The organism is Actinomadura sp. NPDC048394 (assembly GCF_040651755.1).
Taxonomy (GTDB): domain Bacteria; phylum Actinomycetota; class Actinomycetes; order Streptosporangiales; family Streptosporangiaceae; genus Spirillospora; species Spirillospora montaniterrae.
Genome location: NZ_JBEZJL010000045.1, coordinates 50,778 through 77,711 on the forward strand (window position 1 = coordinate 50,778; position 26,934 = coordinate 77,711).

A 26,934-nucleotide genomic window follows, 5' to 3' on the forward strand; every position below is an offset into this window, starting at 1 on the left:
TCACGGATCATATCGACGCATCGCGGCCGCGATGACCTCGTCGGTCGGCCGCGGCGCCCGCCGCAGCCCGTCCCGCAGCCCGTTCCGCAGGCCCCTGCGCAGGGTGCCGCGGTCCTGCGACCTGGCGTAGGTGCGCGCCCACCGCCGCAGCGACGACCCCGCGTACAGCACGCGTTCGGCGGGGGCGAGGCCAGGGCTGCGGGTGAACAGCCAGAGTTTGTTGCGGACCTCGTAGTAGAAGCGGTCGCCCGGGTCGGCGTCCGTGCCTCCGAAGGTCCTGGTCTTGTGGACGACGACGCTCGCGGGGCAGTAGAGCCCGGTCCGGCCGCGCAGCAGCCGGGTCGTGAACTCGAAGTCGTCGTTCCACAGGAAGTAGTCGGCCACCGGCAGCCCGCGCTCGCGGACGAGCGCGGCGTCGACGAGCACCGAGACGAACGACGCGGAGCGGATGGGGGTGCAGCCGGCCCGGGCGGCGGCGGCCAGCTCCGCCTTGGACGCGCCGGGCTTCACCCGCGGCGTGTTCATCGGGTGGTCGCGTCCGTCGGTCCACACGACCCGGCTGGCGACGAGGGCGGGGGTTTCGGGGGCGCGGTCCCGGGCGTCGAGGAGGGCGGCGAGGGCCCCCGGTTCGGGGACCGTGTCGTCGTCCATCAGCCAGATCAGGTCGGGCTCCGCGTCCGGGTCGGCGGCGGCGCCGGGCTCCAGCGCCCGCGCCAGGCCGGCGGCGAACCCGCCCGCGCCGCCGGTGTTGCCGGCCAGCTCGACCAGGTCGGCGCCGGGGAACCGGTCGCGGACCATGGCGGGCGTCCCGTCGGCCGAGGCGTTGTCGACGACGATGACCGCGTCCGGTGGCCGGGTCTGGCCGCCGAGCGCGGTCAGCGCCTCGGCGAGCAGGTCACGCCGGTTGTAGGTGACGACGACGGCGACGACCCGGGGGCCGCTCATCGCGGGTCGCCCCGCCGCGACAGCACGGGCACGGGCGGAGGCTCGGGCGCGGCCTCGGCGCCTTCGGGGCCCTCCTCCCGCGGGGCGTCCTCGTCCGGCTGCTCGACGCCGCGGAGCCGCTCGACGAGGTGCCAGTAGCCGACCCGCATCTTCCACACGGCCGGGTTCCGCTCGCTGAGCTCGCGGGCCATCAGCTTGGGCAGCGGGGTCTGCTGCTGCTCCGCGCGCTGCCGGTGCATCTCCTCGACCAGGGCGTCGAGCTCCCTGCGCTGCCCGGCGTTCCGTTCGCGCAGCTCCTCGATCTCCCGTTCCAGCGCGCCGATCCGGTCCAGCAGCCCGACGATGCCCGCGGCGGCCGCGTCGGCGATGTCGGCGGCCGCGGGTTCGGCGGGGGCGGCGCCGCCGGTGTCGGGCGGCAGCAGCTCGTCGAGGTCGCCGGCGACGTCGTAGCCGGCGGCGCGGATGTGCTCGACCAGCTCGTGCGCCTTCTTCCCGGCCCACTCGGCGCGCGCGGGCGGCAGCCCGACCCTGCCGGGCACGCCCTTGCCCGGCAGCACCTCCAGCGCGAACAGGTTGGTGACGTACCGGTGGTAGAGCCACATCGGCGCCTCTTCGCCGACCGCATTGTTGATCTTGCGGAGCAACTCGGTCTCGGTGTGGCTGAGGGAGGCGTTGCTGCGCACGTCCGACAGGTCCGCGACGTCCGGGTCGATGCCGACGAGGGCGGCGAAGCGGCGCCAGAGGAGGTCGCGGGGCGCGCCGGAGCGCGGCACGGTGAGCACGTGCACCCGCTCGGGCGGGACATGCGGGGCCCAGCGGCCGATGACCTCGGGGATGTCGTGCACCTTCCAGAACCACTCGGCGGCGCCCTGGTCGCGCGGCCCGTCGACCACCTCGCGGAGCCAGAGGTCGAAGTCGTAGTGGAACCGGTGCTTGACGTACTCCTGCCACTCCGACGGCAGCAGCCCGGCGATGTCGCGGGCGGAGTAGACCAGGTGCACCTCGCACGGGGCGAGCGAGGCGACGGCGCGCGCGGCGCCCGCGGGGTCGACCGCCGAGATGACCTCGCTGGAGATGACGGCGACCCGGGCCGAGGACGCGCGGACCTCCGCCGCGAGCCCGTCCCAGGCGCCGTGCCAGTCGGCGTCGGGCTCGCCGGGTTCGGGCTCCAGCCCGCGCAGGTCCCGCATGCCCCGCACCTGCGCGGCGAACGAGCCGCCGGGCAGCAGCACGCCCGCTTCGGCGAGCGCGGCGGTGTTGTTCCACAGCACGCCCTGGAGGAACGTGGTGCCGCTCTTGGGCGCTCCGATGTGCAGATAGACGGTCGGCGGGGTGCCGTCGAGGGCCTCTGCCACCTGCGGGCTCCTGTTCGCGTGGGGCTCGCGCGCCCGGGGCGGGCGGGCGCGGAAGACGTGCGGGTACGACCGCTCGACCTGGACGGTTCCCGTCCCATCCCGGTCGCGGCGCCGGTATCTTAGCCGCGCAACACTACTAATCACCTTAAAGTTCGCAAGTAACTCCTTCCACGCAAGCAGGTTGGATCAGCGCGGGCCCGGCGGGCGTCGCGGAGAAAGATGGGGGCCGTGAACGTCGATCTTGTAGTGGTGGGCTCGGGGTTCTTCGGCCTCACCGTCGCCGAGCGCTGCGCGACCGAACTCGGCCTGCGCGTGCTGGTCCTGGAGCGCCGGGACCACATCGGCGGCAACGCCTACAGCGAGGACGAGCCGGAGACCGGTATCGAGATCCACCGGTACGGCGCCCACCTGTTCCACACCTCCAACGAGCGCGTGTGGGAGTACGTCAACAGGTTCACGAAGTTCACGGGGTACCAGCACCGCGTCTACTCGACGTTCAAGGGCCGCGTCTACCCGATGCCCATCAACCTCGGCACCATCTGCGAGTACTTCGGCCGCGCGTTCTCGCCGGACGAGGCGCGCGCGCTCGTCGCCGAGCAGGCCGCCGAGCTGGCCGGACGCGAACCGCGCAACCTGGAGGAGAAGGCGGTCTCGCTGATCGGCCGGCCGCTGTACGAGGCGTTCATCCGCGGCTACACCGCGAAACAATGGCAGACCGACCCGCTCGACCTGCCCGCGGAGATCATCACCCGGCTGCCCGTCCGGTACACCTTCGACAACCGGTACTTCAACGACGCCCACGAGGGGCTGCCGGTCGACGGCTACACCGCGTGGCTGGAGCGGATGGCCGACCACCCCAACATCGAGGTGCGGCTGAACACCGACTTCTTCGACATGCGCGACGACGTCGTGGGCCGCGTCCCCGTCGTCTACACCGGCCCCCTCGACCGCTACTTCGGGTTCGCCGAGGGAGATCTCGGCTGGCGCACGCTCGACTTCGAGATGGAGGTCAAGCCGACCGGCGACTTCCAGGGCACCCCGGTGATGAACTACGCCGACGAGGACGTCCCCTACACCCGCGTCCACGAGTTCCGGCACTTCCACCCGGAGCGGCGGCACTACCCGGACGACAAGACCGTCATCATGCGGGAGTTCTCGCGGTTCGCCGAGCGGGGCGACGAACCGTACTACCCGATCAACACCGCCGACGACCGGGCGCGGCTGCTGCGCTACCGCGAGATGGCCCGCCGCGAGGACGGCGTGCTCTTCGGCGGGCGGCTCGGCACCTACAAGTACCTCGACATGCACATGGCGATCGCGAGCGCGCTCGGCATGGTCGACAACGGGCTGCGGCCCCACTTCGCGGAGGGCGCGCAGCTGATCAGCGGAGGAGTGGACGCATGACCGAGCAGGCTCCCGAGACCGGCGCCGCCGGCGAGGCGGACGAGTGGACCCTCGTCCAGCAGGCCGCGGCGGACCAGGCCCCGGCCGATCCGGCCGACCTGGAACCGGCCGCGAACGAGCGGCCCGGCGAACGTCCGGACGAGCGCCCCGACGGCGCGCCGTCCGGTGACCGCGGCCGCGACGAGCACGCCGAGGGCCTGCGCGAGGACGAGACCGCCGCGGCGGGCCCGGGCCTGCGCGTCCTGCACCGCGTCGTGATGCCCGCCGAGCGCGACTTCGACGTGCTGAAGCTCTACGTGGACGGCAACGCGGTGTTCGGCCGCCGCGCCGCCGACCTGAGCAGCGCCGCCGAGCAGGTGCGCGCCGAGCAGGACGGCGACGCGCTGCGCAGCGGCCGCTACCGGCCCGCCTCCCAGGACGACAGCGCCGAGATCATCGGCCGCCGCAGCATCGTCGTGCCGTCCGGCACCCGGGTGTCGTTCTGCAGCTACTTCAACGCGTTCCCGGCCGGCTACTGGCGCCGCTGGAGCACGGTGGAGGAGGTCCGGCTGCGGGTGCGGGCCCGCGGCGAGGCGACCATCCTGATCTACCGCTCCACCGGCAAGGGCCACCTGGAGCGCATCAAGTCGCTGCACATCGACTCCGACGCCTCCGTCGAGGAGACCGTCGACCTGCCGCTCGCCCCGTTCATCGACGGCGGCTGGTACTGGTTCGACATCGTCGCCGACGGGCGCACCGCCGTGCTGGACAGCGCGGAGTGGTGCGCGGTCACCGACCGGACCGCGCCGGGCACCGCCACCATCGGCATCACGACCTTCAACCGGCCGAAGTTCTGCGTCGAGCAGCTCACCGCGCTGGCCGCCGCCGGCGACGTCCTCGACGTGGTGGACGAGATCGTCGTCGTCGACCAGGGCACCGACCGGATCGAGGACCACCCGGACTTCCCGGCCGCCGCGCAGGCGCTCGGCGACCGGCTGCGCGTCATCGACCAGGCGAACCTGGGTGGCTCCGGCGGTTTCGCGCGGGTCATGCACGAGACCGTGGAGGCGGGCCGCAGCACCTACTCGCTGCTGCTGGACGACGACGTCATCCTGGAGCCGGAGGGCATCCTGCGGTCGGTGACGTTCGCCGACCTGGCCCGCGGCCCGATGCTGGTCGGCGGCCACATGCTCGACCTGTACAACCGGTCGGTGCTGCACGTGTTCGGCGAGTCGATCGCCCGCTACCGCTGGTGGATGGTGCCGGCCGCGCACACCCACATGTCGCACGACCTGGCGCACAACCCGCTGCGGCACACCCCGTGGCTGCACCGCCGCGCGGACGTGGAGTACAACGCCTGGTGGATGTGCCTGATCCCGGTCGAGGTCATCCGCAAGATCGGGCTGTCGCTGCCGTACTTCATCAAGTGGGACGACATCGAGTACGGGCTGCGCGCCAAGGCGGCGGGCTTCCCGACGGTGTCGCTGCCGGGCGCCGCGGTCTGGCACGTGCCGTGGCACTCCAAGGACGTCATGACCGACTGGCAGGCGTACTTCACCGAGCGGAACCGGATCATCACGGCGCTGATGTACTCGCCGTACGACCGGGGCGGGAACATGCTCAAGGAGAGCCTGTTCATCACGATCAAGCACGCGCTGGCGATGCAGTACTCGACCGCCGAGCTGATGCTGCTGGCGATCGAGGACGCGCTGAAGGGCCCGGAGGACCTGCACCCGTCGATCGTGACGAAGATGGGCGAGCTGCGGCAGCTGCGGGCCGAGTTCCCCGACGCGCAGGCCAAGGCGGACCTGGACGAGTTCCCGGCGGTCCGGCGCCGCAAGCCGCCGCGCAAGGGCCGCGACGTCGTCCCGCCGAAGAACCGGCGGGCGATGTTCCAGACGGCGCTGATGGGCGCGGCCCGGCAGATCAAGCCGGTGGGCCAGCACCCGAAGCAGCACCCGGAGGCGGTCGTCCCGCACGTCGACCAGACGTGGTGGCTGCTGACGAAGTTCAACAGCGCGCTGGTGTCGTCGGCGGACGGCACGAAGGTCGCCTGGTACCAGCGCGACCCGCAGCGGTTCTGGTCGCTGATGCGGCGGGCGTCGGCGCTGCACGCGCGGCTCGGCAAGGACTGGGCGTCGCTGAGCGAGCGGTACAAGGAGGCGCTGCCCGCCCTGACCTCGCAGGAGGAGTGGCGGGAGACCTTCGGCAGGGCGGTGCGGGAGCGGTGACCGTCGCCTCGGGGGCGCCCGCCGGGGCCGCCGCGGACGATCCGGAGCTCGTCGAGCCCGGTCGCGGCGGCGGCCTCGCGGAGGTGTTCCGCCGCCGCTACCTGCTGCGGCTGATCGTGCGGCGGGAGCTGCGCCAGCGCTACCAGGGGTCCGTGCTGGGGCTCGGCTGGTCGTACGTGCGGCCCGCCGCGCACTTCGCGGTGTTCTTCTTCGTCTCGGGGATCTTCCTCGGGATGAGCAAGCGGGTCGACCACTTCCCGATCTTCATGTTCTCCGCGCTGATCCTGGTGTCGTTCTTCAACGAGACCCTGATCAACACGACGCACTCGGTGCTCGGGAACGCGCCGCTGGTGCGGAAGGTGTACCTGCCGCGCGAGCTGTTCCCGGTGGCCTCGCTGCTGGTGTCGTTCGTGCACCTGCTGCCCGGGGTGGTGATCGTGCTGGGTGTCGCGATCGCCTGGGGCTGGAGTCCGTCGCTGCTCGCGATCGGCTCGGCGCTGCTCGGATTCGTGCTGGTGGCGACGCTGGCGATGGCGCTCGGGCTGATCTGCGCGTCGATGCACGTGTTCTACCGCGACACCAACAAGGTGGTGGACATCGCCACCCTCGTCGTCACGTGGTCGGTGCCGATGATCTACCCGTGGACGGTGGTGCGGGAGACGGCGCCGGACTGGGCGGTGGGCCTGTACCTCGCCAATCCGATCGCGACCGGGGTGCTGCTGTTCCAGCGGGCCTTCTGGTGGCCGACGACGCCCCGGACGTTCGTGTTCCCGGAACACCTGACCAGGGACGCCGGGATCCTGATGGTGTTCGCCGTGGTGCTGCTGGCGCTGGGCCAGCAGATCTTCAGCCGGCTCCAGCGCCGGTTCGCGGACGAGTTGTGAGCCGGGCACGGAGTTGGGGGCGAGGGACATGACCGGGGACGCCGCGGCCGGCGCCGCGCCCCGCGCGGTGGTGGTCGACCGGGTGACCAAGCAGTTCACGCTGCGGCACGCGCGCTCGATCAAGGACATGACGGTGCGGGCGCTGCGCCGGGAGCGGCTGCGCGACCGGTTCACCGCGCTGGACGGGGTCTCGGCGACGATCCGGGTCGGCGAGGCGGTCGCGCTGCTCGGCGTGAACGGGTCCGGCAAGAGCACCATGCTGAAGATCATCTCCGGGGTGATGCCGCCGGACGCCGGCTCGGTGCGGGTCCGCGGCCGGCTGGCCGGGCTGATCGAGGTCGGCGCCGGCCTGCACCCCGAGCTCACCGGCCGGGAGAACGTGTTCCTCAACGGCGCGATCCTCGGCATGGACCGGGCGGAGACGCTGCGCAAGTTCGACGCGATCGTGGAGTTCGCCGACGTCGGCCGGTTCCTCGACCAGCCGGTGCGGTTCTACTCCTCGGGCATGTTCATGCGGCTGGCGTTCTCGATCGCGGTGCACACCGAGCCCGACGTGTTCCTCATCGACGAGGTGCTCGCCGTCGGCGACCCGCTGTTCCGGGACAAGTGCATCTCGCGGCTGCACGAGTTCCGCGACAGCGGCAGCACGATGGTGATCGTCGCGCACGACGTCCGGCTGCTGCGGCAGATCTGCACGCGCGGCATCTTCCTGGAGCAGGGCCGGGTGGTCTGGGACGGCGACATCGAGACCGCGACCGACCTGCTGGTGACCAAGCGCCAGGAGCGCCGCCGCGCCCTGGCGGCGGAGAACGGGCGCGACGGACCCGGCGGCGCCGGCGCCGGCCGGGCCGGCGGCCCGGGCGCGGCCGGCGCGCCCGCTCCCGTCTCCTAGGGTGCGCCACCGGTCTCCCGCGCTCCGGTCCGCGGAGCGACGTCTTCCGAAGGGTGTGTGATGCTGGGCGCCAGCGCACGGCGGCGGCGACCGGCCGCGCCGTCCCCCGCCGTCCCGTTCCTCGCGGTGCTGCTCGCGGCGCTGCTCGCGCTCGCCGGGTGCGGGCCGTCCGGCGGGTCCGGCCACCCGCCGAACGGCAAGGGCGGCCGCACCACGGCGGGGCCGGGCCCGAAGGGCGCGCGGCCGAACATCGTCTACGTCCTCACCGACGACCTGTCGTGGGACCTCGTCGACTACATGCCGCACGTCAAGGAGCTGCAGAAGCGCGGCCTCACGTTCTCCAACTACTTCGTCGCCGACACGCTGTGCTGCCCGTCCCGGGCCACGATCCTGACCGGCATGTACCCGCACAACACCGGGGTGCTCAGCAACGACCCGCCGACGGGCGGGTTCCAGGTCTTCAACAACCGGGGCGACGAGAAGGTCACGTTCGCCACGGCGCTCCAGCAGGCCGGCTACAGCACGGCGCTCATGGGCAAGTACCTCAACGGCTACGAGACGACGAAGAAGCAGGGGTCGTCCCGCACCTACGTCCCGCCCGGCTGGTCGGAATGGCAGGTCACCGGGCTCGGGTACGCGAACTACAACTACGACCTGAACAGCAACGGGGCGCTCGTCCACCACGGCCGCAAGCCGGGCGACTACCTCAACACGGTGCTGCAGGCGAAGGGCGTCGACTTCATCCGCCGCTCGGCGCAGGCCGGGAAGCCGTTCATGCTGGAGATGTCGACGTTCACCCCGCACGAGCCGGCGACGGCCGCGCCGCAGGACGCGCACGCGTTCGCCGGGGCCAGGGCGCCCCGCACGCCCGGCTTCAACGAGGCCGACATCCGCGACAAGCCCGGCTGGCTGCGCAAGTACCCCAAGATCAACAAGCGGCAGCTCCGGAAGGTGGACAACGCCTTCCGCAAGCGGGTGCGCGCCGTCCAGTCGGTCGACCGGATGATCGGCCGGCTGGAGGAGGCGGTGAACGCCTCGGGGCAGGCCGCGAACACCTACTTCGTCTTCAACTCCGACAACGGCTACCACCTCGGGCAGCACCGGCTCGTCGAGGGGAAGCTGACCGCCTACGAGACCGACATCCGGGTGCCGCTGATCGTCGCCGGCCCCGGCGTCCCGGCCGGGCGGACCGAGACGCGGTTCGCGCAGAACACCGACATCTGCCCGACGTTCGAGGAGCTCGGCGGCGCGGCGCCCGCGGCCGCCTCGGCGGACGGCCGGTCCCTGGTGCCGCTCCTGCACGGCCAGAACGCGACCGGCTGGCGCACCACCGCGTTCATCGAGCACCGCGGCCCGAACTTCAGCCACGACGACCCCGACATCCCGCAGAAGTACGGCGGCAACCCGCCCACCTATCAGGCCGTCCGCACGGCGAACGAGCTGTACGTGGAGTACGAGAACGGCGAGCACGAGTACTACGACCTCAAGCGCGACCCGTGGGAGCTGACCAACATCTGGAACTCCGTGCCGGAAGCGCGCAAGGCGGAGCTCCACTCGCTGCTCAGCTCGTACCGGACCTGCCGCGGCGCCAACTGCCGGAACCTGTGACGCGCGCTCAGCGGCGCCGCTCGAAACCCCAGATCTGCGGCTCGCGGTCGTTGCACGTCCACGCCCGCACGGCGGCACCGGAGTCCTGCGCGCCCTCGGTCACCTCCAGGCACCTGCCGTCCGCCCGTCCCGCGACCGTGTAGGACGAGCCGGCCACCCGGACGAGCGACAGGCCCTGGCAGCCGGCGGCCGCACAACCCTTTGTCTCGGCGTTGCGGAGCCACAGGACCCCGGTGCCCGCGTCCCGCCCCAGCGTCCAGCGCTGCCGCGGCCGCCGGTCGTCGCAGGGCAGCTGGACCAGCGCGCCACCCGGCCCGCCCGCGTCCAGGCACAGCCCGCTGCGGGCGTTGCGCAGCCGGTACGTCCCGTCGTCCGGCGCGGCCGGCCCGGCGTCCAGCGACGCGGCCCCGACGTAGGCGTGGCAGCCGCCGTCCTTCGCGCGCTCGGTCGCGACCTCCAGCAGCACGTGGCCGCCTTCGAGCGGCAGCAGGGACGAGCTGTAGTTGGCGCAGACGATCTCCGACTCGTCGGGGTCGGACGAGAACGGCACGGCCACCGGCGCGGGCATCTCGTACCAGCGCCCGTACCCGTTCTCGGTGCTCACGAGGACGGTCGAGCCGCTCGCCGGCCGCGCCAGCGCGCCCTCGGCGTCGCGGACGAGCCCGCCGACGAGCAGCAGCCGCCCGTCCGGGCCACCGCCGGGCGCCCACGCCACCGTGGGCGCGTGGTACAGGTAGTCGCCGTCCGCGGTCCGGGCGACGGTGCCCTCGTCGCCCGGGTCGCCCCACGACCAGCCGTCCGCGGACCTGCGGTAGTGGACCCGGCACGACGTGGAGGCGGACGACCCGCAGATCTCGTACACCATGAAGTAGCCGCCGCTCGGCAGCCGCGTCACCACCGGCATCCCCGGACGGTCGTGCCGGTCCGTCGCGACGACCGTCGTCGCCGACCCCCAGGTCGCCCCGCCGTCCGCGGACACGACCTCCACGATGACCTGGTCATGCCCGGACCGCGTCTCGTCGGAGTAGTAGCAGACGATCCGGCCCTGCGCGTCGATCGCCAGCTCCGGCTCCCACAGGCCCTCGTCCCATGGCGTTCCCTCGGGCGCGACCACCGGGCTCGACAGGTACGTCCAGCTGCGTCCGCCGTCCACGCTGCGCCAGACGCGGATCTCGGGGCGGCGGCCCGGCGCGCGCTTCTTCATCCCGAACGTGCCCGCCCACAGCAGCGTCCCGGCGGGCTGCGCGCCGAGCGGCCGGGGGAGCTCGAGCAGGCTGCCGCAGCAGCTCCCGCGTCCCTGGCCGGCGGTGGGGTCGCTGATCTCCGACAGCGGGCGGAACGTCCGGCCGGCGTCGTCGCTCGCGTAGAACCGGGCGATGTCGGTGACGCCGCCGCCGCTGGACGCGGCCACCCCCACGACGATCCGGCCGTCCCGCAGCCGGACGGCCCTCGGGTACATCGCGCCGCGGTCGTCCAGCCGGCGGGCCGCGAAAGGGGCGGGCACGGCGCCGGGGGCGGCGCTCGTCGGCCGGGCCCGCCGTTCGGGCGCGGCCCGCTTCCCGGGCGTGCCCCCGCAGCCGGCCAGCGCCAGCACCGTCACGAGCAGCGCCGCGACCAGCCGTCTCGTCCGCATGGTCAGGCCCTGATGGACCGGCTCATCCATTGCAGGGCCTGCGGCAGGACACGGTTCCATGTTGAGAAGTTGTGGCCGCCGCTGTCCAGCACGAGCGAGGTCGCGCGCATCGGCGGCTTGACCATGGACAGGAACCGCTCGGTGCCCTCCTTGTTCTTCTCCCCGACCTCGCTGGTGGTGACGAGCACCGACACCGGCGGCGGAGGCAGGTGCCGCAACCGCCAGAACAGGTCGTTCTCGTTGCGGACGGCCTGGCTGCCGCCGTAGAGGTCACCGGTCGTGATGTCCTTGATGGCGCCGTAGTAGCCGGACAGGGACGCGGCGGCGGAGTACACGTCCGAGTCGCGCATGGCGAGCTTCAGCGAGCAGTAGCCGCCGGTGGACAGGCCGAAGACGCCCCAGCCGTTGCGGTCGGCCGCGACGCGGTACTGGGAGCGGACGGCCTCGGGGAGGTCCTGGGAGAGGAACGTGCCGGTCTGCGGCCCGCCGGGGATGTCCATGCACTCGGTGTCGCGGCCGCGCACCATCGAGGGGCGCAGCAGCACGTACACCGTCGGCTGCACCCGCCCCTGCTTGATCTCGTCCCGCGCCGTCTGCGGCACCTTCACCTGCGTGACCAGGTTCCGGAGGGCGCCGGGGTAGCCGCTGAGGCCGACGGCGACGGGGAAGCGGCGCTTGTCCTGGCCGGGCTGGAAGTACTGCGGCGGCAGGTACACGTAGGCGTGGGAGTGCAGCCCCGACCGGACGCCGCGGATGTCGACGGTGTCGATCCGGCCGTCGGTGCTCGGCGATCCGCCGATGTCGATCTCCGGCTTGCGCCGGATCAGTTTCGCGGTGACCGGGCCGCCCTTGCCCTGCACGGTCACGAGGTGCCCGCCGCCGATCCCGCCCGCGCCGGCGAGCTCGCCCCAGTCGGCGTAGAAGTCGAAGTGCCGGTTGACCGTGACCAGGACCAGGAGCGTGACGAGGAGCTGGCAGAGCAGGAACGCGCCGAGCCGTCCGGCGACCCGGCCGGCGCCGCGTCCGGCGAGCCGGCCCCAGCCCCAGACGGTGGCGGTGAGGGCGGCGAGCACGGCGGCGATCAGCACGCTTGTCAGAGGCCAGCCGGTCAGCGACACACGGGCTCCTTACCTCGGGCTCCCAGGGATTCGTCGATATCGGACATTACCGGTCCGAGGCGATCACCCGGTCCCGGCTGTGTGAACGCGTTCCGTCGCTGCCGCCTTGTGGTTTTCGGGCGGGCCGATGTGGGGGGCGTGGCCGGGTGCGGCCAGCGTTGGGGGGAGCGGGGTGTCCGATGTTTGCCGCAGGTGGGCCCCGTGACCGAAATGGCGGTCCGTGTCGCACTTCCCGGCCCATGTTCGGGCGAACGTGACACGCGACCCCGGCAGGCTCTTTACTCTTGCGGTGTAGGTGAACCGATACCGCTGACGAACCGAACGGCAACCCCCAGGCGTTTCCCCCGTTCCGCGACTCCCAGGGGTCTCACGACGTGACGGACATGGCGAGCGGGTCCGCGATGGCGCGGCTCACACAGGCCGACCGCGTCTACGTGGGCTGGCGCTACGCGCAGGTGCACCCGGACCCGGGGCCGCCCCCCGGCGTGCCCGAGCCGGCCGAGCGGCCCCCCGCCGGGCCGCCCGCGCGGCGTCCCGGCGAGCACCTGACCGCGCGCCCCCTGCGGATCGCCACCGGCGGCACGTTCGCGGGCGTCGCGCTGTTCCTGGCGTGCGGCGTCGCCGGGCTGCTGCCGTGGGCGTTCGCGGGCGTCGCGCTACTGGCGTGCGCCGTCGTCCTCGCCATCACCGGCGGCGCGCTGTGGCGCGACGAGCAGGCCGTCCGGGAGCGGCTCGCCGACGAGCGGGACCGCACCGCGCGCGAGCAGGCCCGCCGCGCCCGGGAGCGGGACGCCGCGCAGCGCGCCTACGACGACGCCCGCCGCGAATGGGAGCGGCGGCACCGGGCCTACGAGAGCCAGCGCGAGTGGTACCCGGTCGCGGTCCCGCCCGGCGTCGACCGGGTGGACGTCGTCGGCGGGACGCTCGCCGGCTGGTCCGCCGCCGTGACGACGATGGGCGCGGCGCGGCTCGCCGTCGGCGCCCGGCTCACCGTCATCGACCTGTCCGAGGGCGCCGTCGCGCACGACCTGCTGCGCCTCGCCGCCGACCGCGGCGACGACCCGCTGGTCTGGGTGCTGCCCGCCGACCTGCCGCGCCTCGACATGTCGCGGGGGCTGAGCCAGGAGGCGCTCGCGGACGTCCTGTCGCTGGTGGTGAGCGCCGGCGAGGAGGAGGGCGGCACCCGCGACCTGTCGTTCGACAACTCGATCCTGGAACGGCTCATCGAGGTCCTCGGCCCGGACGCGACGATCCCGCGGATCACCGCGGCGCTGCGCGTCCTCGCCCAGGTCGGCGACCCGCGCGACGACCTGCGCAAGGGGCTGCTCACCGACGAGCAGCTGGAGCGGGTCGCGACGATGTTCGGCCGCGACGCCACCGACCGGATCGTGGTGCGCCGCGCGTGGGCGCTCGAAGCGCAGCTCCGCAAGCTGGAGAAGCTCGCGACGGAGCCGGTGGGGCTGCCGCCGTCCCGGCTGCACGTCGTGTCGATGGACCGCCGCGCCGGCGTCCTCACCAACCGGATCCTCGGCACGTACGTGACGACGGCGCTGACGCACCGCATCCGCGAGTCGCCGCCCGGCGGCCGCTGGGACCACACGCTCTTCCTGTGCGGTGCCGAGAAGCTGCGCGGCGACGTCCTGGACCGGCTCATCGACGCCTGCGAGGCCACCGGGACGGGGCTCGTCCTGATGTACCGGTCGATCCCGCGGCACGTGCGGGAGCGCCTCGGCCGCCGGGGGCACGCGGCGGTCGGGTTCATGCGGCTCGGCAACCCCGAGGACGCCCGCGTCGCCGCCGAGCACATCGGCACCGACCAGCCGCTGCTCGTCGCGGAGATCACCGACTCGGCGGGCGAGACGCTGTTCGACGTGGCGGGGGAGAGCTACGCCAGCACCGTCGCCTACGCCCGGCCGCGCGGCGACGGCCTCACCGACCCGGTCTGGTCGCCGCTGCCCGCGCCCGCCGCCGACGACTCCGTGCTGGTCGAGGGGATCAGCTCGGCGACGGCGTGGGGCCGGACGGTCACCGCCGGGGGCGCCGCGAAGCAGCGGTTCCGCGAGCTGCTCGTCGAGCCGCCGCAGCTGCAGGAGCTGCCGCCGACCGCGATGGTCTTCACGCACTCCGGCGCGACGGGCCGCCGGATCATGCTGGTGGACGCCAACCCCGGCATCATCACGCTGCCGACCGCGCACTCGATGGAGTTCGAGGAGTACCTGCGCGAGCAGGAGGCCCTCGAACGCGCCGCCGGCGAGGAGACGGAGACCGATGAGGCCGCCGGCGAGCCGACCGGCGACGAGGCCGGGCCGTCAGACGCCGCCGCCGGGCCGCCGGACACCGATGCGCCGCCGCCCGCGCCGCGCGCCCGGCACGCGCTGCCGCGCGGCGCCGCGCCCCGCCCGCCCCGGATCGTCCCGCCGCTGAAGCCCAACGGCCGGCACAAGGCCGACCCGCCCGCCTGAGGGGCGGCGGGCGGTGGCGCGCCCGGGAGGCGAGGGTCAGGATGGTCGGGTGACGTTCCCCCCAGGTTCCATGCCGCCCGGTATGCCCCCGTACGGACGGGAGGCGGGCGTGCCGCCCGGCGCGCCGCCGCCCCGGATGGGCGGGACGGGCCGCGGGGCCGCCGGCGAGTGGGGCGAGGCGGTCGCGCTGCCGGGCCCCTGGTACCGGATCCAGGCGATCCCGGCGCCGCAGCGGAACGCGTCCGCCGAATGGGACTTCGTCAGCGTGCTGCCCGCCGCGCTGTCGGCGGCGCGGCGGAACCGCCCGTTCGTCGTCGGCTGGCTGTCGGCGGGCGGCGGCGCCCCGCTGGAGCTGATCACCAACGCGGGCCCGATCGGCGCGCCGGGACCGGACGGGGAGGCGCAGGGCCTGCTGTTCCCGAGCGGCGCCCGCGGCGTCCGGGTCGGCGAGGGCTGGCTGCGGCAGGCGGCCCGGATGGCCTGGACGCGCTGCCCCGGACGGCTCGCCCCGCAGGTCGGCCCCGCCGACGCGGGCCCCGGCCTGTTCGAGGCGACGCTGGTCACGCTGATGGAGCGGCCGTTCGGCTGGTTCGTGGTCGCCGAGCCGTGCGACGAGCGGCTGATCGACACCGAGATGCGCGAGCTGCACCACGAGCTGCGGATGCTGCGGCGCGGCGAGGACGAGCAGGCCCGGCTCGCCGTCGCCCGCGCCGACCAGCGGCTCGCCGAGCTGGACGCGTTCCGCGAGGCGGGGCTCTGGCAGGTCCGGGTCGTCGCGGGCGCGGCGTCGCAGGCGGAGCTGGGGCAGATCGCGCCGGTCCTCGTCGGCTCGATGGAGCTCGGCCACCACCCGTACCGGCTGCGGTCGGGGCACGGCAGCGGCACGTTCGAGGAGATGCTGCGGCCGGGCGCGGAGCCGGCGCCGCTGCGCGCGGGGGCGGAGCCCGAGCAGCGGTACCCGTTCGTCGCGACGGCGGGCGCGCTGTCGGCGCTGGCCGGGCTGCCGCGCCGCGAGGTCCCGGGCCTGCGCGTCCTGGACGCCGGGTACTTCGACGTGACGTCGGAGACCGACGACGCGCCGTCCCCCCGGCCCGAGGCGCGGATCGAGCTGGGCGCGATCCTCGACGGCCAGGACCGGCAGGTCGGCACGTTCACCGTCCCCCGCTCGACGATCAACCGGCACGTGTTCGTGACGGGCGCGACCGGCGCGGGCAAGTCGCAGACCGTCCGGCACCTGCTGGAGCAGCTGACCCGCGCGGGGGTGCCGTGGCTGGCGATCGAGCCGGCGAAGTCGGAGTACGCGGCGATGGCGGGCCGCATCGAGGACCTCGGCGGACCGGTGACGGTGGTGAACCCGTCCGACCCGGCGTCGGTGCCGCTGTCGGTGAACCCGCTCGCGCCCGAGCCCGGCTACCCGGTGCAGGCGCACATCGACATGGTCCGCGCGCTGTTCCAGGCCGCGTTCGACGCCGAGGAGCCGTTCCCGCAGATCATGGCGCAGGCGCTGCAGCGCGTCTACGAGACGAACGGCTGGGACGTGGTGACCGGCGCGGGCGTCCCCGGCTCGCTGATCGAACCGGCGGTCCCCACCCTCGAACAGCTGCAGAACGCGGCGCTCCAGGTGATCCAGGACGTCGGGTACGGCCGCGAGCTGATGGCCGACGTGCAGGGGTTCGTGGACGTCCGGCTCCGCTCCCTGCGGATCGGCTCCGCCGGGCGGTTCTTCGAGGGCGGCCACCCCGCCGACATCGGCGGGATGCTCCGCGACAACATCGTCCTGGCCATCGAGGACGTCGCGAACGACGAGGACAAGGCGTTCCTCATGGGCACGCTGATCATCCGGATCGTCGAGCACCTGCGGATGCGCGAGCGGCGCCGTGACCGCTCCGACGGCCCGGCGCTGCGGCACGTCATCGTGATCGAGGAGGCGCACCGGCTGCTGCGCAACCGGGGGCCCGAGCGCGGCAGCTCGCACGCCGTCGAGCTGTTCGCCGGGATGCTCGCGGAGATCCGCGCGTACGGCGAGGGCATCATCGTCGCCGAGCAGATCCCGACCAAGCTCGTCCCCGACGTGATCAAGAACACCGCGCTCAAGGTCGTGCACCGGCTGCCCGCGCACGACGACCGGCACCAGGTCGGCGCGGCGATGAACCTGGACGCCGACCAGTCCCGCGAGGTCGTGTCGCTGCGCCCGGGCGTCGCCGCGGTGTTCGCCGACGGGATGGACCGGCCGCTGCGCGTCCGCGTCCCGCTCGGCGAGGGCCGCGAGGCCGAGTTGCCCGGCCCGCCGCCTCCGGTGGACGGCCGCCGGTCGGCGGCGTGCGGCTGCGAGTGCCGGTCGGGCCGCGCCTGCACCCTCTACGAGCTGCGCGAAGCCGACCTCGTCGCGGGCCATCCGGACTGGGCGTGGCTGCGGCTGTGGGCGGACACCCTCGTCCTCGCGCACGTGGTGAACCGGCCGGTGCCCGCCGTCCCGCCGGAGCTGGGCCGGGCCTGGTCGCGCCTCGCGCCCCGGCTCCGCGAGTGCGCGCTCGCGACCGTCCTGGAACGCGCCGTGACCCGCCGGTCGTGGGCGCTGCGGACCGTGTACCCGCCGTCCGAGCTGACCGCCACCGCCGCGGGCGCCGCGCAGCGGCTCCTCGGCGGCGGCACCGGCACCGCGGCGCCCGCGGCGCCCGGCCCGAACTGGGTGATCCCGCAGGTCCGCTGGCTGCACGAGCTCGACCGGCTGTTCCCCTACGGCGCGGGCGTGCCCGACAAGCACGCGCCCGCGCCGCCGCTGGACTACCAGCTGCCCGGCCTCAAGCAGCCGCCGCAGCCGAAGTTCGGCCACCGGCTGCGCGCGCTGCGCCGCCACCCGCTGTCCATGGAGCTGGACCGCAACCGCCCGCTCGCCCTCACCGCGATCGAGGGCGACGACGAGAACGCGGGCTTCTACGCCGACCTCGCGGTCGTCGCGATCGGCCTCCCCGAGGACGAGCAGATCGAGGACGCCGCCCGGACGATGCGCGTCGAGGAGTGGCTGGAACCCGTGCTGAGCTGGCCGGAACGGTTCGTCGAGCCGTTCGCCGACCCGTCCGCCGGCCTGCCGTTCCTGTCCCGGGACCCCGGCCCCGGCCCCGGCGGCGGCGGGGATCCCGGCGCGGGTGGCGCCGACGATGCGTGAGCGGTCCACGACGATGCGGTCACGATTCGGTGATAACTGACCCGAATGCCGCATCCGCCGCTAGATTCTTTCCCCGCACCGGCCCGCCCACCCGCGGAGGAAGCGGCACATGGACCCGCAGACCGACGACCGGACCCGCCCGCGGGACACCGGCGGGCACCCGCGGACCCCTCCGGAGCCGTTCTTCCGGCACGCGCCGCAGGCCGCCGACGCCGCCGGGCAGCCGCTGCAGAGCGCCACCCGCTACCTGTCCGCCGCGGTCTACCTCGACCAGCGGCTCTGCGACCGGGTCATCGCCGAGTTCCTCGACGACGAGCACCGCGCCGTCGTGCCGTCCTTCGGCTTCGACCTCGGCCCGGTGATCCTGCACGCGGTGCGCGCCCGCCGGTTCCGGCTCGTCCGCGACCTCGCGATCATCGCGGTGTTCGTCGTCGCGTGGCTGCTCGTGCCGGCCATCGCCGCGCTGTACCTGCTGGTCACGCTGCTGCTGCACGTCCCGTGGCGGCGGCTGCGGTGGCGGTGGCGGCTGGCGATCGGCTGGCTCGTCGCGCTGGGCCTGGCGCCGGTGGTCCTGTTCGGGCTGCGGGGCGGGCAGCAGGGCCTCGAAGGCTACGAGGAGCAGGACAACACCGGCTTCCTCGACTCGATGCAGACCGACCACACCCTGCTGACCATCATGCTGCTGTTCCTCGTGATGGCGACGATCGTGTTCGGCCATCTCGCGGTCGTCTTCTACACCCTGGCCCGCGACCTCGGCCCCGGCGCCACCGGACCCGGACCGCGCACCTACAGCGAACGGGTCCGGCTGGTCATCGAGCGGGTCCGCTCGGCGCAGCACGGCAACGTGACGCTCTACTCCGGCGCCAACCCCTTCATCGGCGCGGGCGACGTGACCGCGCCCTGGTCCCGCGTCTGGTCCATCGCGCTGGAACTGGACCGCGCCGCGTCCGGCTCCCGTCCTCCGGGCGCCGACGGCGACGCCGCCTCCCCGGGCCTCGATTCCCCCGGCGCCGCCGCGTCCCCCGACGGCTCCGGCTCCGCGCCTGGGCCGCGGCGGGTCGACGCCGTCACCATGCACGAGCGCATCCGCGCGAAGATCCTGCGGATGCGGGACGAGGCGCTGCCGCCACGGCCCGGCGAACCCGCCCCGGAACCGACCCCGCTGCCCCCGAACGAGCGCATCACCGGCCTGGTCAGCGACGTCCACATCGTCGGCCGCGGCCGCTGCCCGCAGCGGACCCGTCCCGTCGACGCGGTGACCGGCCGCTGGTTCCAGGGGCATCCGCTGATCGACGCGACCGCCGGCGTGCCGTTCTCCGTCGCCTCGCCCGAGGCGGTCGAGGCGATGATGCGGCACCCGCAGGCCGACCTGCGCTGCTACCAGCGCGTCACCGTCGCCGGGCACGGCCAGGCGATCGACGCGCCGGACGGCCGCCCCGTCGCCCCCGCCGAGGAGAAGGACGTCGTGCTCTCCGCGTTCGTCTACCTCGCGGTCGAGGGACGCATGCTGTACGGGCAGTTCGTCGCGACGGTCCTGCCGCCCGTCCGGGAGGAGTACCGCATCGTCGACCGGCTGCCCGACTGGGACGCGGTGACCCTGCTGTTCCGCACGCTGACCGAGAGCTGGCGGACGGTGCTGGCCGGCACGCTGCTCGCCTGGCCGCGGATGCTCACCACCTGCTGGACGATGGCCCGCAGCCTCGTCGCGGCGACCTCGTCCGGCAACCCGGCGCGCAAGACCTCGCACGACTACGGCGCGCGGATCAGCGTCCGGGAGCTGTTCGCGGAGGACGGCTTCGCGACGTTCGTGCAGGAGACCGACGTCGACAAGTACATGCGGCTGATCGAGCGGCGGGTGAACGAGGCGATCCTCGACTACCTGTCGGACGAGTGCGGGATCGACGTGTCGGCCTACCGGGCGCAGGCCGGCGTCATCCTGAACCAGGGCGTCATCATGACCGGCGGGACCGTCCACGGGCAGGTCGCGTCCGGGCGCAGCGTCGAGCAGCGGCAGACCCGCATCAACCCCTGAACCTCGCGGAGGACGGCATGGCGCAGCACGGCGACCGGGGCATCAGCATCGGCGGGCACGCGAACGTGTCCGGCCAGGTCGCGAGCGGCGACCACGTCACGCAGAACCAGCGGATCGCCGGGGCGTCCGGTCCGGACGTCGCGGACGCCCTCGCCCGCGTCGAGCGGCTGCTGGAGCGGCACGCCGCCGAGCTCCCGGAAGCGGCGCGGGCCCACCGCGACCTCGCCGACGTCCGCGAGGAGGCGCAGGAGGACGACCCGGACCCCGAGCGCATGGGCGGCGCGCTCGCCCGGCTCGGCCGCCGCGTCGCCGGGGTCGCGGCGCTGGCCGAAGCGGTCCGCGCCCTCGCCGCCGCCGTCGGCATGGGCGGCTGACCGGGCCGCGCTCCGTCAGGGGCGCGCCGCGTCGAACAGGAGCAGGCGCAGCCATTCGATGAAGTGGCGGTCGCCCAGGTGCGGGTTCCAGACCAGGTCGATGCCGAGCCCGGGGAGCGGGAACGGGAACTCCTCGATCCGCAGGCCGACGAGGTCCCGCATCTCGGCGGCCACCCGGTGGCGGAGCAGGGCGACGCCGCCGGCCCGCCCGACCAGGTACGGGACGAGCAGGAAGTCGGAGACCAGCCGGCCGACCCGGTAGCGGATCCCCTTCTCGTCGAGCACCGAGTACGGAAAGGGCCGCCGCTCGGTGTCCACGACCACGTGCGGCTGCGTGGTCAGCAGGTCGAGCGCGCTCGCCTCCGGCGGCGCGCCGGCCGCGGCCACCACCACGATGCGGTCGTCGTACAGCCGCTCGCGCGGGTACGGCGACGCGAACCCCTCGGAGATCAGCACGGCGTCGACGCCGTGCTCGGTGAAGGTGGACTCGGCCGGCACGGTGATCGTCCGGATCCGCAGCGTCGCGTTCGGGGCGCGCTCCGCCACGAGCCGTCCGAGCCGCCCGCCGAGGACGAACGCGGTGCTGGTGGTCATCGCGACGGTGATGACGCGGCGGTCCGTCGCCGGGTCGAAGCCGGGGAAGGCGACCACGTCCGCGGCGTGCCGCAGCGTCGCCCGCAGCGGCGCGATCAGCTCCATCGCGCGCGGCGTCAGCGTGACGGCGTTCCCCTGCCGGACGAGGAGGTCGTCGCCGAGCAGGCGCCGCATGCGGCCGAGGGCGTGGCTCATCGCGGGCTGCGTGAGGCCGACGCGCTCGGCCGCCCTGGTCACCGAGCGCTCCTCCAGCAGCGCGAGCAGGGGCACCAGCAGGTTGAGGTTGACCGACGCCAACCGGTCCAGCCCGGAGCTCGCGGCGCCCGTACCGTCGTCGCTCATAGCGACGAAACTCTACGCGGCACGCCGGCTCGCGCGGCCGGTCGGCTCAGGCGGGCGGCCGGCTCAGGTGGCCGCTCGGCTCGCGCGGCGCAGCCGGGGGATCGGGATGCGGTGGTTCAGCGCCACGGCCGTGCCGGAGCCGTCCTCACGGGTCCAGCGCATCAGCGCCGGCCCGCCGGGCCCGCCCTCGAGGTACACCGGCTCCCCGTCCACGGGGAGACGCCCGGCGGCCTTGAGGCTGACACCGAACTGCTCGGTCCAGAAGTACGGCTCGAAGCGCAGCGGCGGTGCCTCGTCCCCACGCACGAGGGCGGCGGCGGCCACCTTCGCCTGCTCGATCGCGCTGCTCCACAGCGGGACGCGCCGCCGGCCGTGCGGCGCCGGGAACGCCGCCAGGTCGCCGGCCGCCGCGATATCGGGACGCACGAGCCCGCGCGGGTCCACCTGCACGACCCCGCCGTCCGCCAGTCCCGTGCCCGCGAGCCACTCCGTGTTCGGGACGTCGCCGACGGCCGACACCACCAGCTCCGCCTCGACGGCCGTTCCGTCGGCGAGCGCGACCCGGGCGTCGTCCGCACGGCCCTCGATCCGGGCCGCGGCGGTCTCGACGATCGTCAGCCCGCGGTCGAGCGCGGCCCTGACGAGGACGTCCGCGAGGTACGGCCCCAGCTGCGCGGTCAGCGGGACGCCCTGGGAGACGAGCGTGACCCGGCAGCCCGCCGCCAGGCACGCCGAGGCGATCTCCATGCCGAGCGGGCCGCCGCCGACCACGGCGACCGGCGGGCGTCCCGCGAGCCGTCCGCGCAGGGCCAGCGCGTCGTCGAGGCCGCGCAGCGTGAGCTCGCCGGGCAGGCCGGACAGACGCCGCGCGCGGGACCCGGTCGCGATCACGAGCCCGTCGTAGGGGAGGCCGGAGCCGTCGCCGAGCCGGACGAGCCGTCGCTCCACGTCCAGCCCGCACACCCGGACCCCGAGGATCTCCTCCGCCCCGTGCGTCGCGGGCGGCAGCTCGTGCGCCGCCGTGCCGCCGCCGTCGAGCAGCAGCGCCTTCGACAGCGCCGGCCGGCTGTACGCCGCGTGCGGCTCGTCGCCGACGATGGTCAGCTCACCGTCGAACCCGTTCGCCCGCAGCGCGTCCGCCGCGGTGAGCCCGGCGATGCCGTTGCCGGCGACGACGACCCGCCTCATCGGGGCGCTCACGCGAGGCGCAGGGCCGCGACGGGGCAGACCCGGACGGCGGCGCGGGCGAGCGGGGCCTCGGCGTCGCCGATCTCCTCGCGGTCGAGGACGAGCTCGCCCTCGTCGTCGAGGTGCATCAGCCGCGGCGCGGCCTCCTCGCAGAGGCCGTGCCCCTCGCAGCGGGGGCGGTCGAGGACGATCTTCATGCGGGGAGCACTTCCAGGACGGGGAGCTTCTCGATGCTCCGGGTGATGTTGCTCGGCACGCGCACCTCGGGGCCGGCGACGAGCCGCCCGACGCGGCGCGCCAGCGCCCCGATGACCGCGTGGCCTTCGAGGCGGGCCAGGCCCTGCCCGGCGCAGCCGTGCGGGCCGTAGCCGAACGACAGGTGGTCGACCGGGTTGCGCTCGACCAGGAATGCGTCGGGGTCGGCGTAGTGGCGCGGGTCCCGGTTGCCGGCGCCGAACAGGATCGCGACCTTCGCCCCCGCAGGGATCACGGCGCCGTCGATCTCCACGTCCCGGGTCGCGCGGCGTCCCCAGGCGTGGACCGGGGCCCAGTAGCGGAGCACCTCGTTGAACGCGGCCGGCACCAGCGACGGGTCGTCCCGCACCTGTGCGAGCTGCTCGGGGTGCGCGGCGAAGAGGGCGACGACGTTGCCGATGGACGCGATCGTGGTGTCGACGCCGGCGCCCAGGTACTGGTGGATGATGTGGCCGGCGGAGCCGGCCGGGATCTCGCCGCGGGCCTCGGCCTCGAAGACGCCGCGCCCGACCGAGCCGGGCGCGAGGTCCTCGGCGGTGACCTCCGCGCACCAGCCGTACAGCTCGCCGGCGATCGGGAAGCTCTCCTCGGTGCGCCGGTTCATCGGCCCGATGACCTGCATCGCCGCCTGCCCCCAGCGCAGCATGCGGGCGCGGACGCCGCCGGTGAACCCGATGAGGTCGGCGACGACCTCGAGCGGGAAGGCGCGGGCCAGCGCGTCGACGGCCTCGAACGAGCCCCGGGCGGCGAGGTCCGCGACGAGCGCGTCGGCCTTGGCGTCGATGCCGTCCTTGAGCCCGCGCAGCGCCCGCGGCGACAGGCCGGCGGCGAGGGCCGCGCGCAGCCGGGTGTGCTCGGGCGGGTCCGAGGCGAGGGACGTGCCGGCCAGGGCCTCGTTGACGGCCGGGTTGAAGCCGATGGCGCCGGCGGAGGAGAACGTCTCCCAGTCGCCGAGGGCGCCGCGGATCGCGTCGTACCGGGTGAGGGCGTACACGTCGTTCGCGGGGAGGCGGACGACGGCGCCGAGGTCGCGGAGCGCCGCGTACGCCGGGTACGGGTCGACGAGCACCCGATCGTCGAACAGGTCGATATCGGAGACGGGCGGGACTGGATCGGTCATCGGTTCACCTCGGTTCGCTTCGCTGGAGCCCAGTGAAGCGACCCAAGTCACATGAGGCAAACAAATGTTCGACATGGGTCGACATGCACGAGATGCATCCCGCCCCGTCGATCGAGAAGCGGCGCTACGCCGATCCGGCTCCCGGCGTGAGGGCCTTTGCCGTTACCCGTGAACCGTCAGATGTTGTCGCCGTCGCGGGCCGGGAGCCCGGCCTGCTCGGCGATGGGCGTCCAGTAGCCGATGAACTCGTTCTTGGCGTCCGTCGCCTGCTGGTTCACGTCCGCCACCTCGTCGTCGGACGGGCAGCCGGGCGAGACGTCCAGGTACCGCTGGTTCGACTCGACCGACGCGCGCAGCGCCCGCACCAGCGCGTCCTTCATCGCGGTGCCGTTGTCGAGCGCGCTGACGTCCAGGGCGTTCGCCTTGTCGAGCTGCGACTGCCGCTCGTCGTGGATGCGCTGGAGGCCGTCGGTGGGGCAGCCGTCGGCGACGACGGTGCCCAGCTCGGAGCGGGTCCCCGCCATGTCCTCGATCAGGCCGTCGACCGCGCGGGCCTGCGCCGTCATGTCGGCGCTGGGCGAGCCGTCCGCGGTGGTGGGGGAGTCGCCGGGGCTCTGGTCGTCGGTCGTGACGGGCTGCCCGGCGGGGGAGGACGCGGGCCCGGCGACGGACGTGGCGGGCTTGTCCGACCCGCTCGGCCAGAACACGATCCCGAGCGCGACCACGACGAGCAGCACCACGCCCGCCGCGATGAGGAAGTACAGCGCGTGGTTCCGCTTCGCCGGGGCGGGCGGCTGCCAGATGGCGGGCTCGGCCCACGGCTCCGGCCCGAGTTGCGTCGACCGCTCGCCCCACGGCTCGGGACCCAGCGGCGTCGACCGCTCCCCGGACGGCGGCATCGGGGTCGTGCGGTCCGGCCAGGGCCCGGGGTCCGGCGCGTCCGGGACGGGGATCCACGGAGGCGGCAGCGGCTCGTTGGACCCGGCGCCGAATCCGGACGGGGGCGCGCCGCCGGGCGGCTGCTCGAACGGGTTCCCCTGGCCCGGCGGCGCCGGCGGGACGCCGTAGTCGCGCGTCGCCTCGTCCTCCCCGGACGGATCGCGGGCCGTCTCCTCGGCGGCGGACAGCGTGTGGCCGGGACCGTCCGGCGACGCCGGCCGCACCGGCGCGTTGCAGCGCGTGCAACGGGGGAGTGCCGGATTGGTGTCGCTTCCGCAGCCCGGACACCGCATAACAGCCCCTTACCCCGTGAGGTGCATCGGTGACAAGATACTGCCCTGTCCGCGGGAACGGACGCCCCCTCCGCGGGTCGCAACCCGGTTGTGATCGGACGGTCACGCCCGCGATCGCCCGCCGGTCACGCCCGCCGAGACCCGCCGGTCACACCCGCTGCCAGCTCCGCACCGGCTGGCCGGTCTTCTTCGCCACCGGGTTCCACAGCGCGACGAACCGCTGCTTGGCGAGCGTCGCGCGGCGCTCGCCCTGCGCGCGTCCCGGCACGTGCGCCGCGTCCGGCTTCGGCTTGCCGTGGCAGTGCGCCCGGCTCTGCTGCGCCCAGTGCAGCAGGAGCTGGTCGACCTGCAGCGACGCCTGCAGCGCCTGCGCCAGCGACGTCCGCAGCTGCTCGCCCTTCGTCAGCTGGCCGACCTTGAGGTTGCGGGTCCGGTTCAGCTGGTTCTGGCGGCGCTGGACGGCGTTCTGGAGCCCCTGGACGGCGGCCGGCAGGTCCTTGCAGCGCCCGGCCCGGCTCATCGCCGCGGCGAGCACGCGGCGCGCGTCGACGCTCGCGTCCAGCACCGCGCTCATGGCCGCGGCCTGCTGCTTCTCCGCGCTGCTGATGTGCTCGTTCTGCGACACCGGCTTGCTGGACGACTTCGACGCCTTCGGGGACGCGTCGTCCTTGCCGCCGCCGGACGGCCACGCGACGAACGCGACCACGACGAGCGCCACGGCGACGAGCGCGGCCACGCCGATCAGCAGCGGCTTGCTCGTCCCGCCACCGGACCGCGCCGGGCCCGGCGGGTAACCGCCGGGGCCGCCCGGCCCGCCCGGCCCGCCAGGGCCCATCTGGTTCATCGGCATGCCCTGGTTGCCCATCGGCATGCCGGGGTTCATCGGGTCGCCGTAGCCGCCCGGCTGGCCGAACCCGCCCGGACCGCCCGGACCCATCGGGGGAGCGCCCATGACGGACGTCCCGCCCGGGTCCATCCGGGTCTGGTCGAATCCGCCGCCCTGCCCGAAGTCCATCCGGGTGTGCCCGTCGAACGGGACGCCGCCCATCGGGCCGGGCGCGAGCTGCGTCGCGTCCGCGTCCGGCATCGGGGCCTGGCCCTGCGGCGGCGAGCCGGCGACCGACAGCGGCGCGCCCCACCCCTGGTCGGCGGGGGGCTGCTGCGGCTGCTGCGAGCCGTAGATCTGGGTGGCGTCCGCCGCGTCCTGCGGGTCGGGCTTGCGCGGCTGGGCGAACCACGACTCCGGGACGATCGACTCGACGGGCGGCGGCGGCTCCTCAGGGGCGAGCGCCCCGCCGGGGAACCCGCCGCCCGCCGGGGGCAGCGCGGGCGCGCCGGACGGGGGCGCGGCGCCGAGCGCCGGCTGCTGCCCCGTCCCGTTCATCTGGCCGTTCGCGTTCGCCTGGCCGTTCGCGTTCGCCTGCTCGGCGGCCCACGCGGGCGGCGGCGCGGCGCCCGCGCCGTTCGCACCCGCACCGTTCGCACCCGCACCGTTCGCACCCGCGCCGTTAGCCCCGGCCCCGTTCGCGCCGGCCCCGTTCGCACCCGCACCGTTCGCGGCGCCGTTGCCGGCGGGCAGGGCGGGCATGCCGCCGGTGGGCGTGTAGCCCTCCGCGTCCGGGTCGAACGTCCACGTCGCGGTGGACTCGGGGTCGCCGGGCGGCGGGCTGGCCGGCGCCCACGCGGGCGTCGGCGGCGGCACCATCATGGTCTTCTCGTCGAGTCCCGCCCGCCCCTCGGCCGCGGCGGCGGGGCCGCCCTGCACGGGCGCGGGAAGCGGCCCGACCGAGTACACGTCGATCGGCGCGTCGCAGTTCGAACACTTGCCGAGCGTCCCGGGCGTGTGAGAACCGCACGTCGGACACTGCATCGCTCTGACCTCGCCTTGTCGCCGCTTGCCACGCCTGCGCATTCCGGCCCGCCGGCTCGGGCGGACCGCTCTTCCCCGCGAACGAAACCGGCAGGGCTCCCGACAAAAGTAGTGGGTGATGTCGCTCGAGGGCGCGTGGATGGGAATCTGGACTCACCGCTGACGGGCTCGCACCGAATCACGACATCTCGGTACCGGTCAAGATTGCCGCCGGTGGTTTACCGGGGATCCTGTGAGGCTGCTCACATCT

General features: G+C 74.2%; 19 protein-coding genes. 9 read left to right on the top strand and 10 right to left on the bottom strand.

Annotated features, from left to right (window positions below; all coding sequences use genetic code 11):
* Nucleotides 1-945, bottom strand: coding sequence for a glycosyltransferase (locus AB0C78_RS30010; protein ID WP_360754220.1), 945 nt, complete (start codon nt 943-945; stop codon nt 1-3).
* Nucleotides 942-2,300, bottom strand: a complete 1,359-nt coding sequence (locus tag AB0C78_RS30015) for a hypothetical protein (RefSeq protein ID WP_360754223.1) — start codon at nt 2,298-2,300, stop codon at nt 942-944. Before AB0C78_RS30015 ends, AB0C78_RS30010 begins: the two co-directional genes overlap by 4 nt.
* A gap of 228 nt (nt 2,301-2,528) precedes the next feature.
* Here AB0C78_RS30015 and glf point away from each other — a divergent pair, with 228 nt between their 5' ends.
* The 5 genes from glf to AB0C78_RS30040 are packed head-to-tail and all read left to right on the top strand — an operon-like array spanning nt 2,529 to nt 9,298.
* A complete protein-coding gene (gene glf / locus AB0C78_RS30020) occupies nt 2,529-3,704 on the top strand; it encodes a UDP-galactopyranose mutase (RefSeq protein WP_360754225.1) in 1,176 nt (391 codons plus the stop codon).
* The gene (locus tag AB0C78_RS30025) at nt 3,701-5,914 is read left to right on the top strand and encodes a glycosyltransferase (RefSeq protein WP_360754228.1); all 2,214 of its coding nucleotides are present in this window, start codon (nt 3,701-3,703) and stop codon (nt 5,912-5,914) included. The genes glf and AB0C78_RS30025 overlap by 4 nt, the downstream gene beginning before the upstream one ends.
* A complete protein-coding gene (locus AB0C78_RS30030) occupies nt 5,911-6,798 on the top strand; it encodes an ABC transporter permease (RefSeq protein WP_360754231.1) in 888 nt (295 codons plus the stop codon). The genes AB0C78_RS30025 and AB0C78_RS30030 overlap by 4 nt, the downstream gene beginning before the upstream one ends.
* A gap of 28 nt (nt 6,799-6,826) precedes the next feature.
* Nucleotides 6,827-7,690, top strand: a complete 864-nt coding sequence (locus AB0C78_RS30035) for an ABC transporter ATP-binding protein (RefSeq protein ID WP_360754234.1) — start codon at nt 6,827-6,829, stop codon at nt 7,688-7,690.
* A 60-nt stretch (nt 7,691-7,750) separates the two neighbouring features.
* Nucleotides 7,751-9,298 (top strand): sulfatase, encoded by a 1,548-nt coding sequence (locus AB0C78_RS30040; protein WP_360754237.1) that lies wholly within the window; start codon nt 7,751-7,753, stop codon nt 9,296-9,298.
* Nucleotides 9,299-9,305: 7 nt separating this feature from the next.
* Here AB0C78_RS30040 and AB0C78_RS30045 read toward each other — a convergent pair whose 3' ends face one another.
* Nucleotides 9,306-10,931, bottom strand: coding sequence for an RICIN domain-containing protein (locus AB0C78_RS30045; RefSeq protein ID WP_360754240.1), 1,626 nt, complete (start codon nt 10,929-10,931; stop codon nt 9,306-9,308).
* A 2-nt stretch (nt 10,932-10,933) separates the two neighbouring features.
* Nucleotides 10,934-12,049 carry an alpha/beta hydrolase-fold protein gene (locus AB0C78_RS30050; protein ID WP_360754243.1) on the bottom strand — a complete coding sequence of 372 codons (1,116 nt, stop codon included), beginning with the start codon at nt 12,047-12,049 and terminating at the stop codon, nt 10,934-10,936.
* A gap of 383 nt (nt 12,050-12,432) precedes the next feature.
* On the opposite strand from AB0C78_RS30050, the gene AB0C78_RS30055 reads away from it, so the two are divergent.
* The 4 genes from AB0C78_RS30055 to AB0C78_RS30070 all read left to right on the top strand — a co-directional run bounded on the left by AB0C78_RS30055 (nt 12,433) and on the right by AB0C78_RS30070 (nt 20,083).
* On the top strand, nt 12,433-14,511 hold the full coding sequence (locus AB0C78_RS30055; protein ID WP_360754245.1) for a hypothetical protein: 2,079 nt from the start codon (nt 12,433-12,435) through the stop codon (nt 14,509-14,511).
* An 82-nt stretch (nt 14,512-14,593) separates the two neighbouring features.
* The gene (locus tag AB0C78_RS30060; protein WP_360754247.1) at nt 14,594-17,677 is read left to right on the top strand and encodes an ATP-binding protein; all 3,084 of its coding nucleotides are present in this window, start codon (nt 14,594-14,596) and stop codon (nt 17,675-17,677) included.
* 109 nt (nt 17,678-17,786) lie between these two features.
* Nucleotides 17,787-19,709, top strand: a complete 1,923-nt coding sequence (locus AB0C78_RS30065; RefSeq protein ID WP_360754250.1) for a hypothetical protein — start codon at nt 17,787-17,789, stop codon at nt 19,707-19,709.
* Nucleotides 19,710-19,726: 17 nt separating this feature from the next.
* On the top strand, nt 19,727-20,083 hold the full coding sequence (locus AB0C78_RS30070; RefSeq protein WP_360754252.1) for a DUF5955 family protein: 357 nt from the start codon (nt 19,727-19,729) through the stop codon (nt 20,081-20,083).
* 15 nt (nt 20,084-20,098) lie between these two features.
* On the opposite strand, the gene AB0C78_RS30075 is transcribed toward AB0C78_RS30070, so the two are convergent.
* The 6 genes from AB0C78_RS30075 to AB0C78_RS30100 all read right to left on the bottom strand — a co-directional run bounded on the left by AB0C78_RS30075 (nt 20,099) and on the right by AB0C78_RS30100 (nt 26,684).
* Nucleotides 20,099-21,019 (bottom strand): LysR family transcriptional regulator, encoded by a 921-nt coding sequence (locus AB0C78_RS30075; protein WP_360754255.1) that lies wholly within the window; start codon nt 21,017-21,019, stop codon nt 20,099-20,101.
* A gap of 63 nt (nt 21,020-21,082) precedes the next feature.
* Complete coding sequence (locus AB0C78_RS30080; protein WP_360754258.1) at nt 21,083-22,207, bottom strand: FAD-dependent oxidoreductase; 1,125 nt, start codon at nt 22,205-22,207, stop codon at nt 21,083-21,085.
* A gap of 8 nt (nt 22,208-22,215) precedes the next feature.
* Nucleotides 22,216-22,404 carry a ferredoxin gene (locus AB0C78_RS30085; RefSeq protein ID WP_151544324.1) on the bottom strand — a complete coding sequence of 63 codons (189 nt, stop codon included), beginning with the start codon at nt 22,402-22,404 and terminating at the stop codon, nt 22,216-22,218.
* The gene (locus AB0C78_RS30090) at nt 22,401-23,582 is read right to left on the bottom strand and encodes a cytochrome P450 (protein ID WP_360754261.1); all 1,182 of its coding nucleotides are present in this window, start codon (nt 23,580-23,582) and stop codon (nt 22,401-22,403) included. The genes AB0C78_RS30085 and AB0C78_RS30090 overlap by 4 nt, the downstream gene beginning before the upstream one ends.
* A gap of 176 nt (nt 23,583-23,758) precedes the next feature.
* A complete protein-coding gene (locus tag AB0C78_RS30095) occupies nt 23,759-24,745 on the bottom strand; it encodes a hypothetical protein (RefSeq protein ID WP_360754263.1) in 987 nt (328 codons plus the stop codon).
* Between the two features lie 217 nt (nt 24,746-24,962).
* Nucleotides 24,963-26,684, bottom strand: a complete 1,722-nt coding sequence (locus AB0C78_RS30100; RefSeq protein ID WP_360754265.1) for a hypothetical protein — start codon at nt 26,682-26,684, stop codon at nt 24,963-24,965.
* Nucleotides 26,685-26,934: the final 250 nt, after the last annotated feature.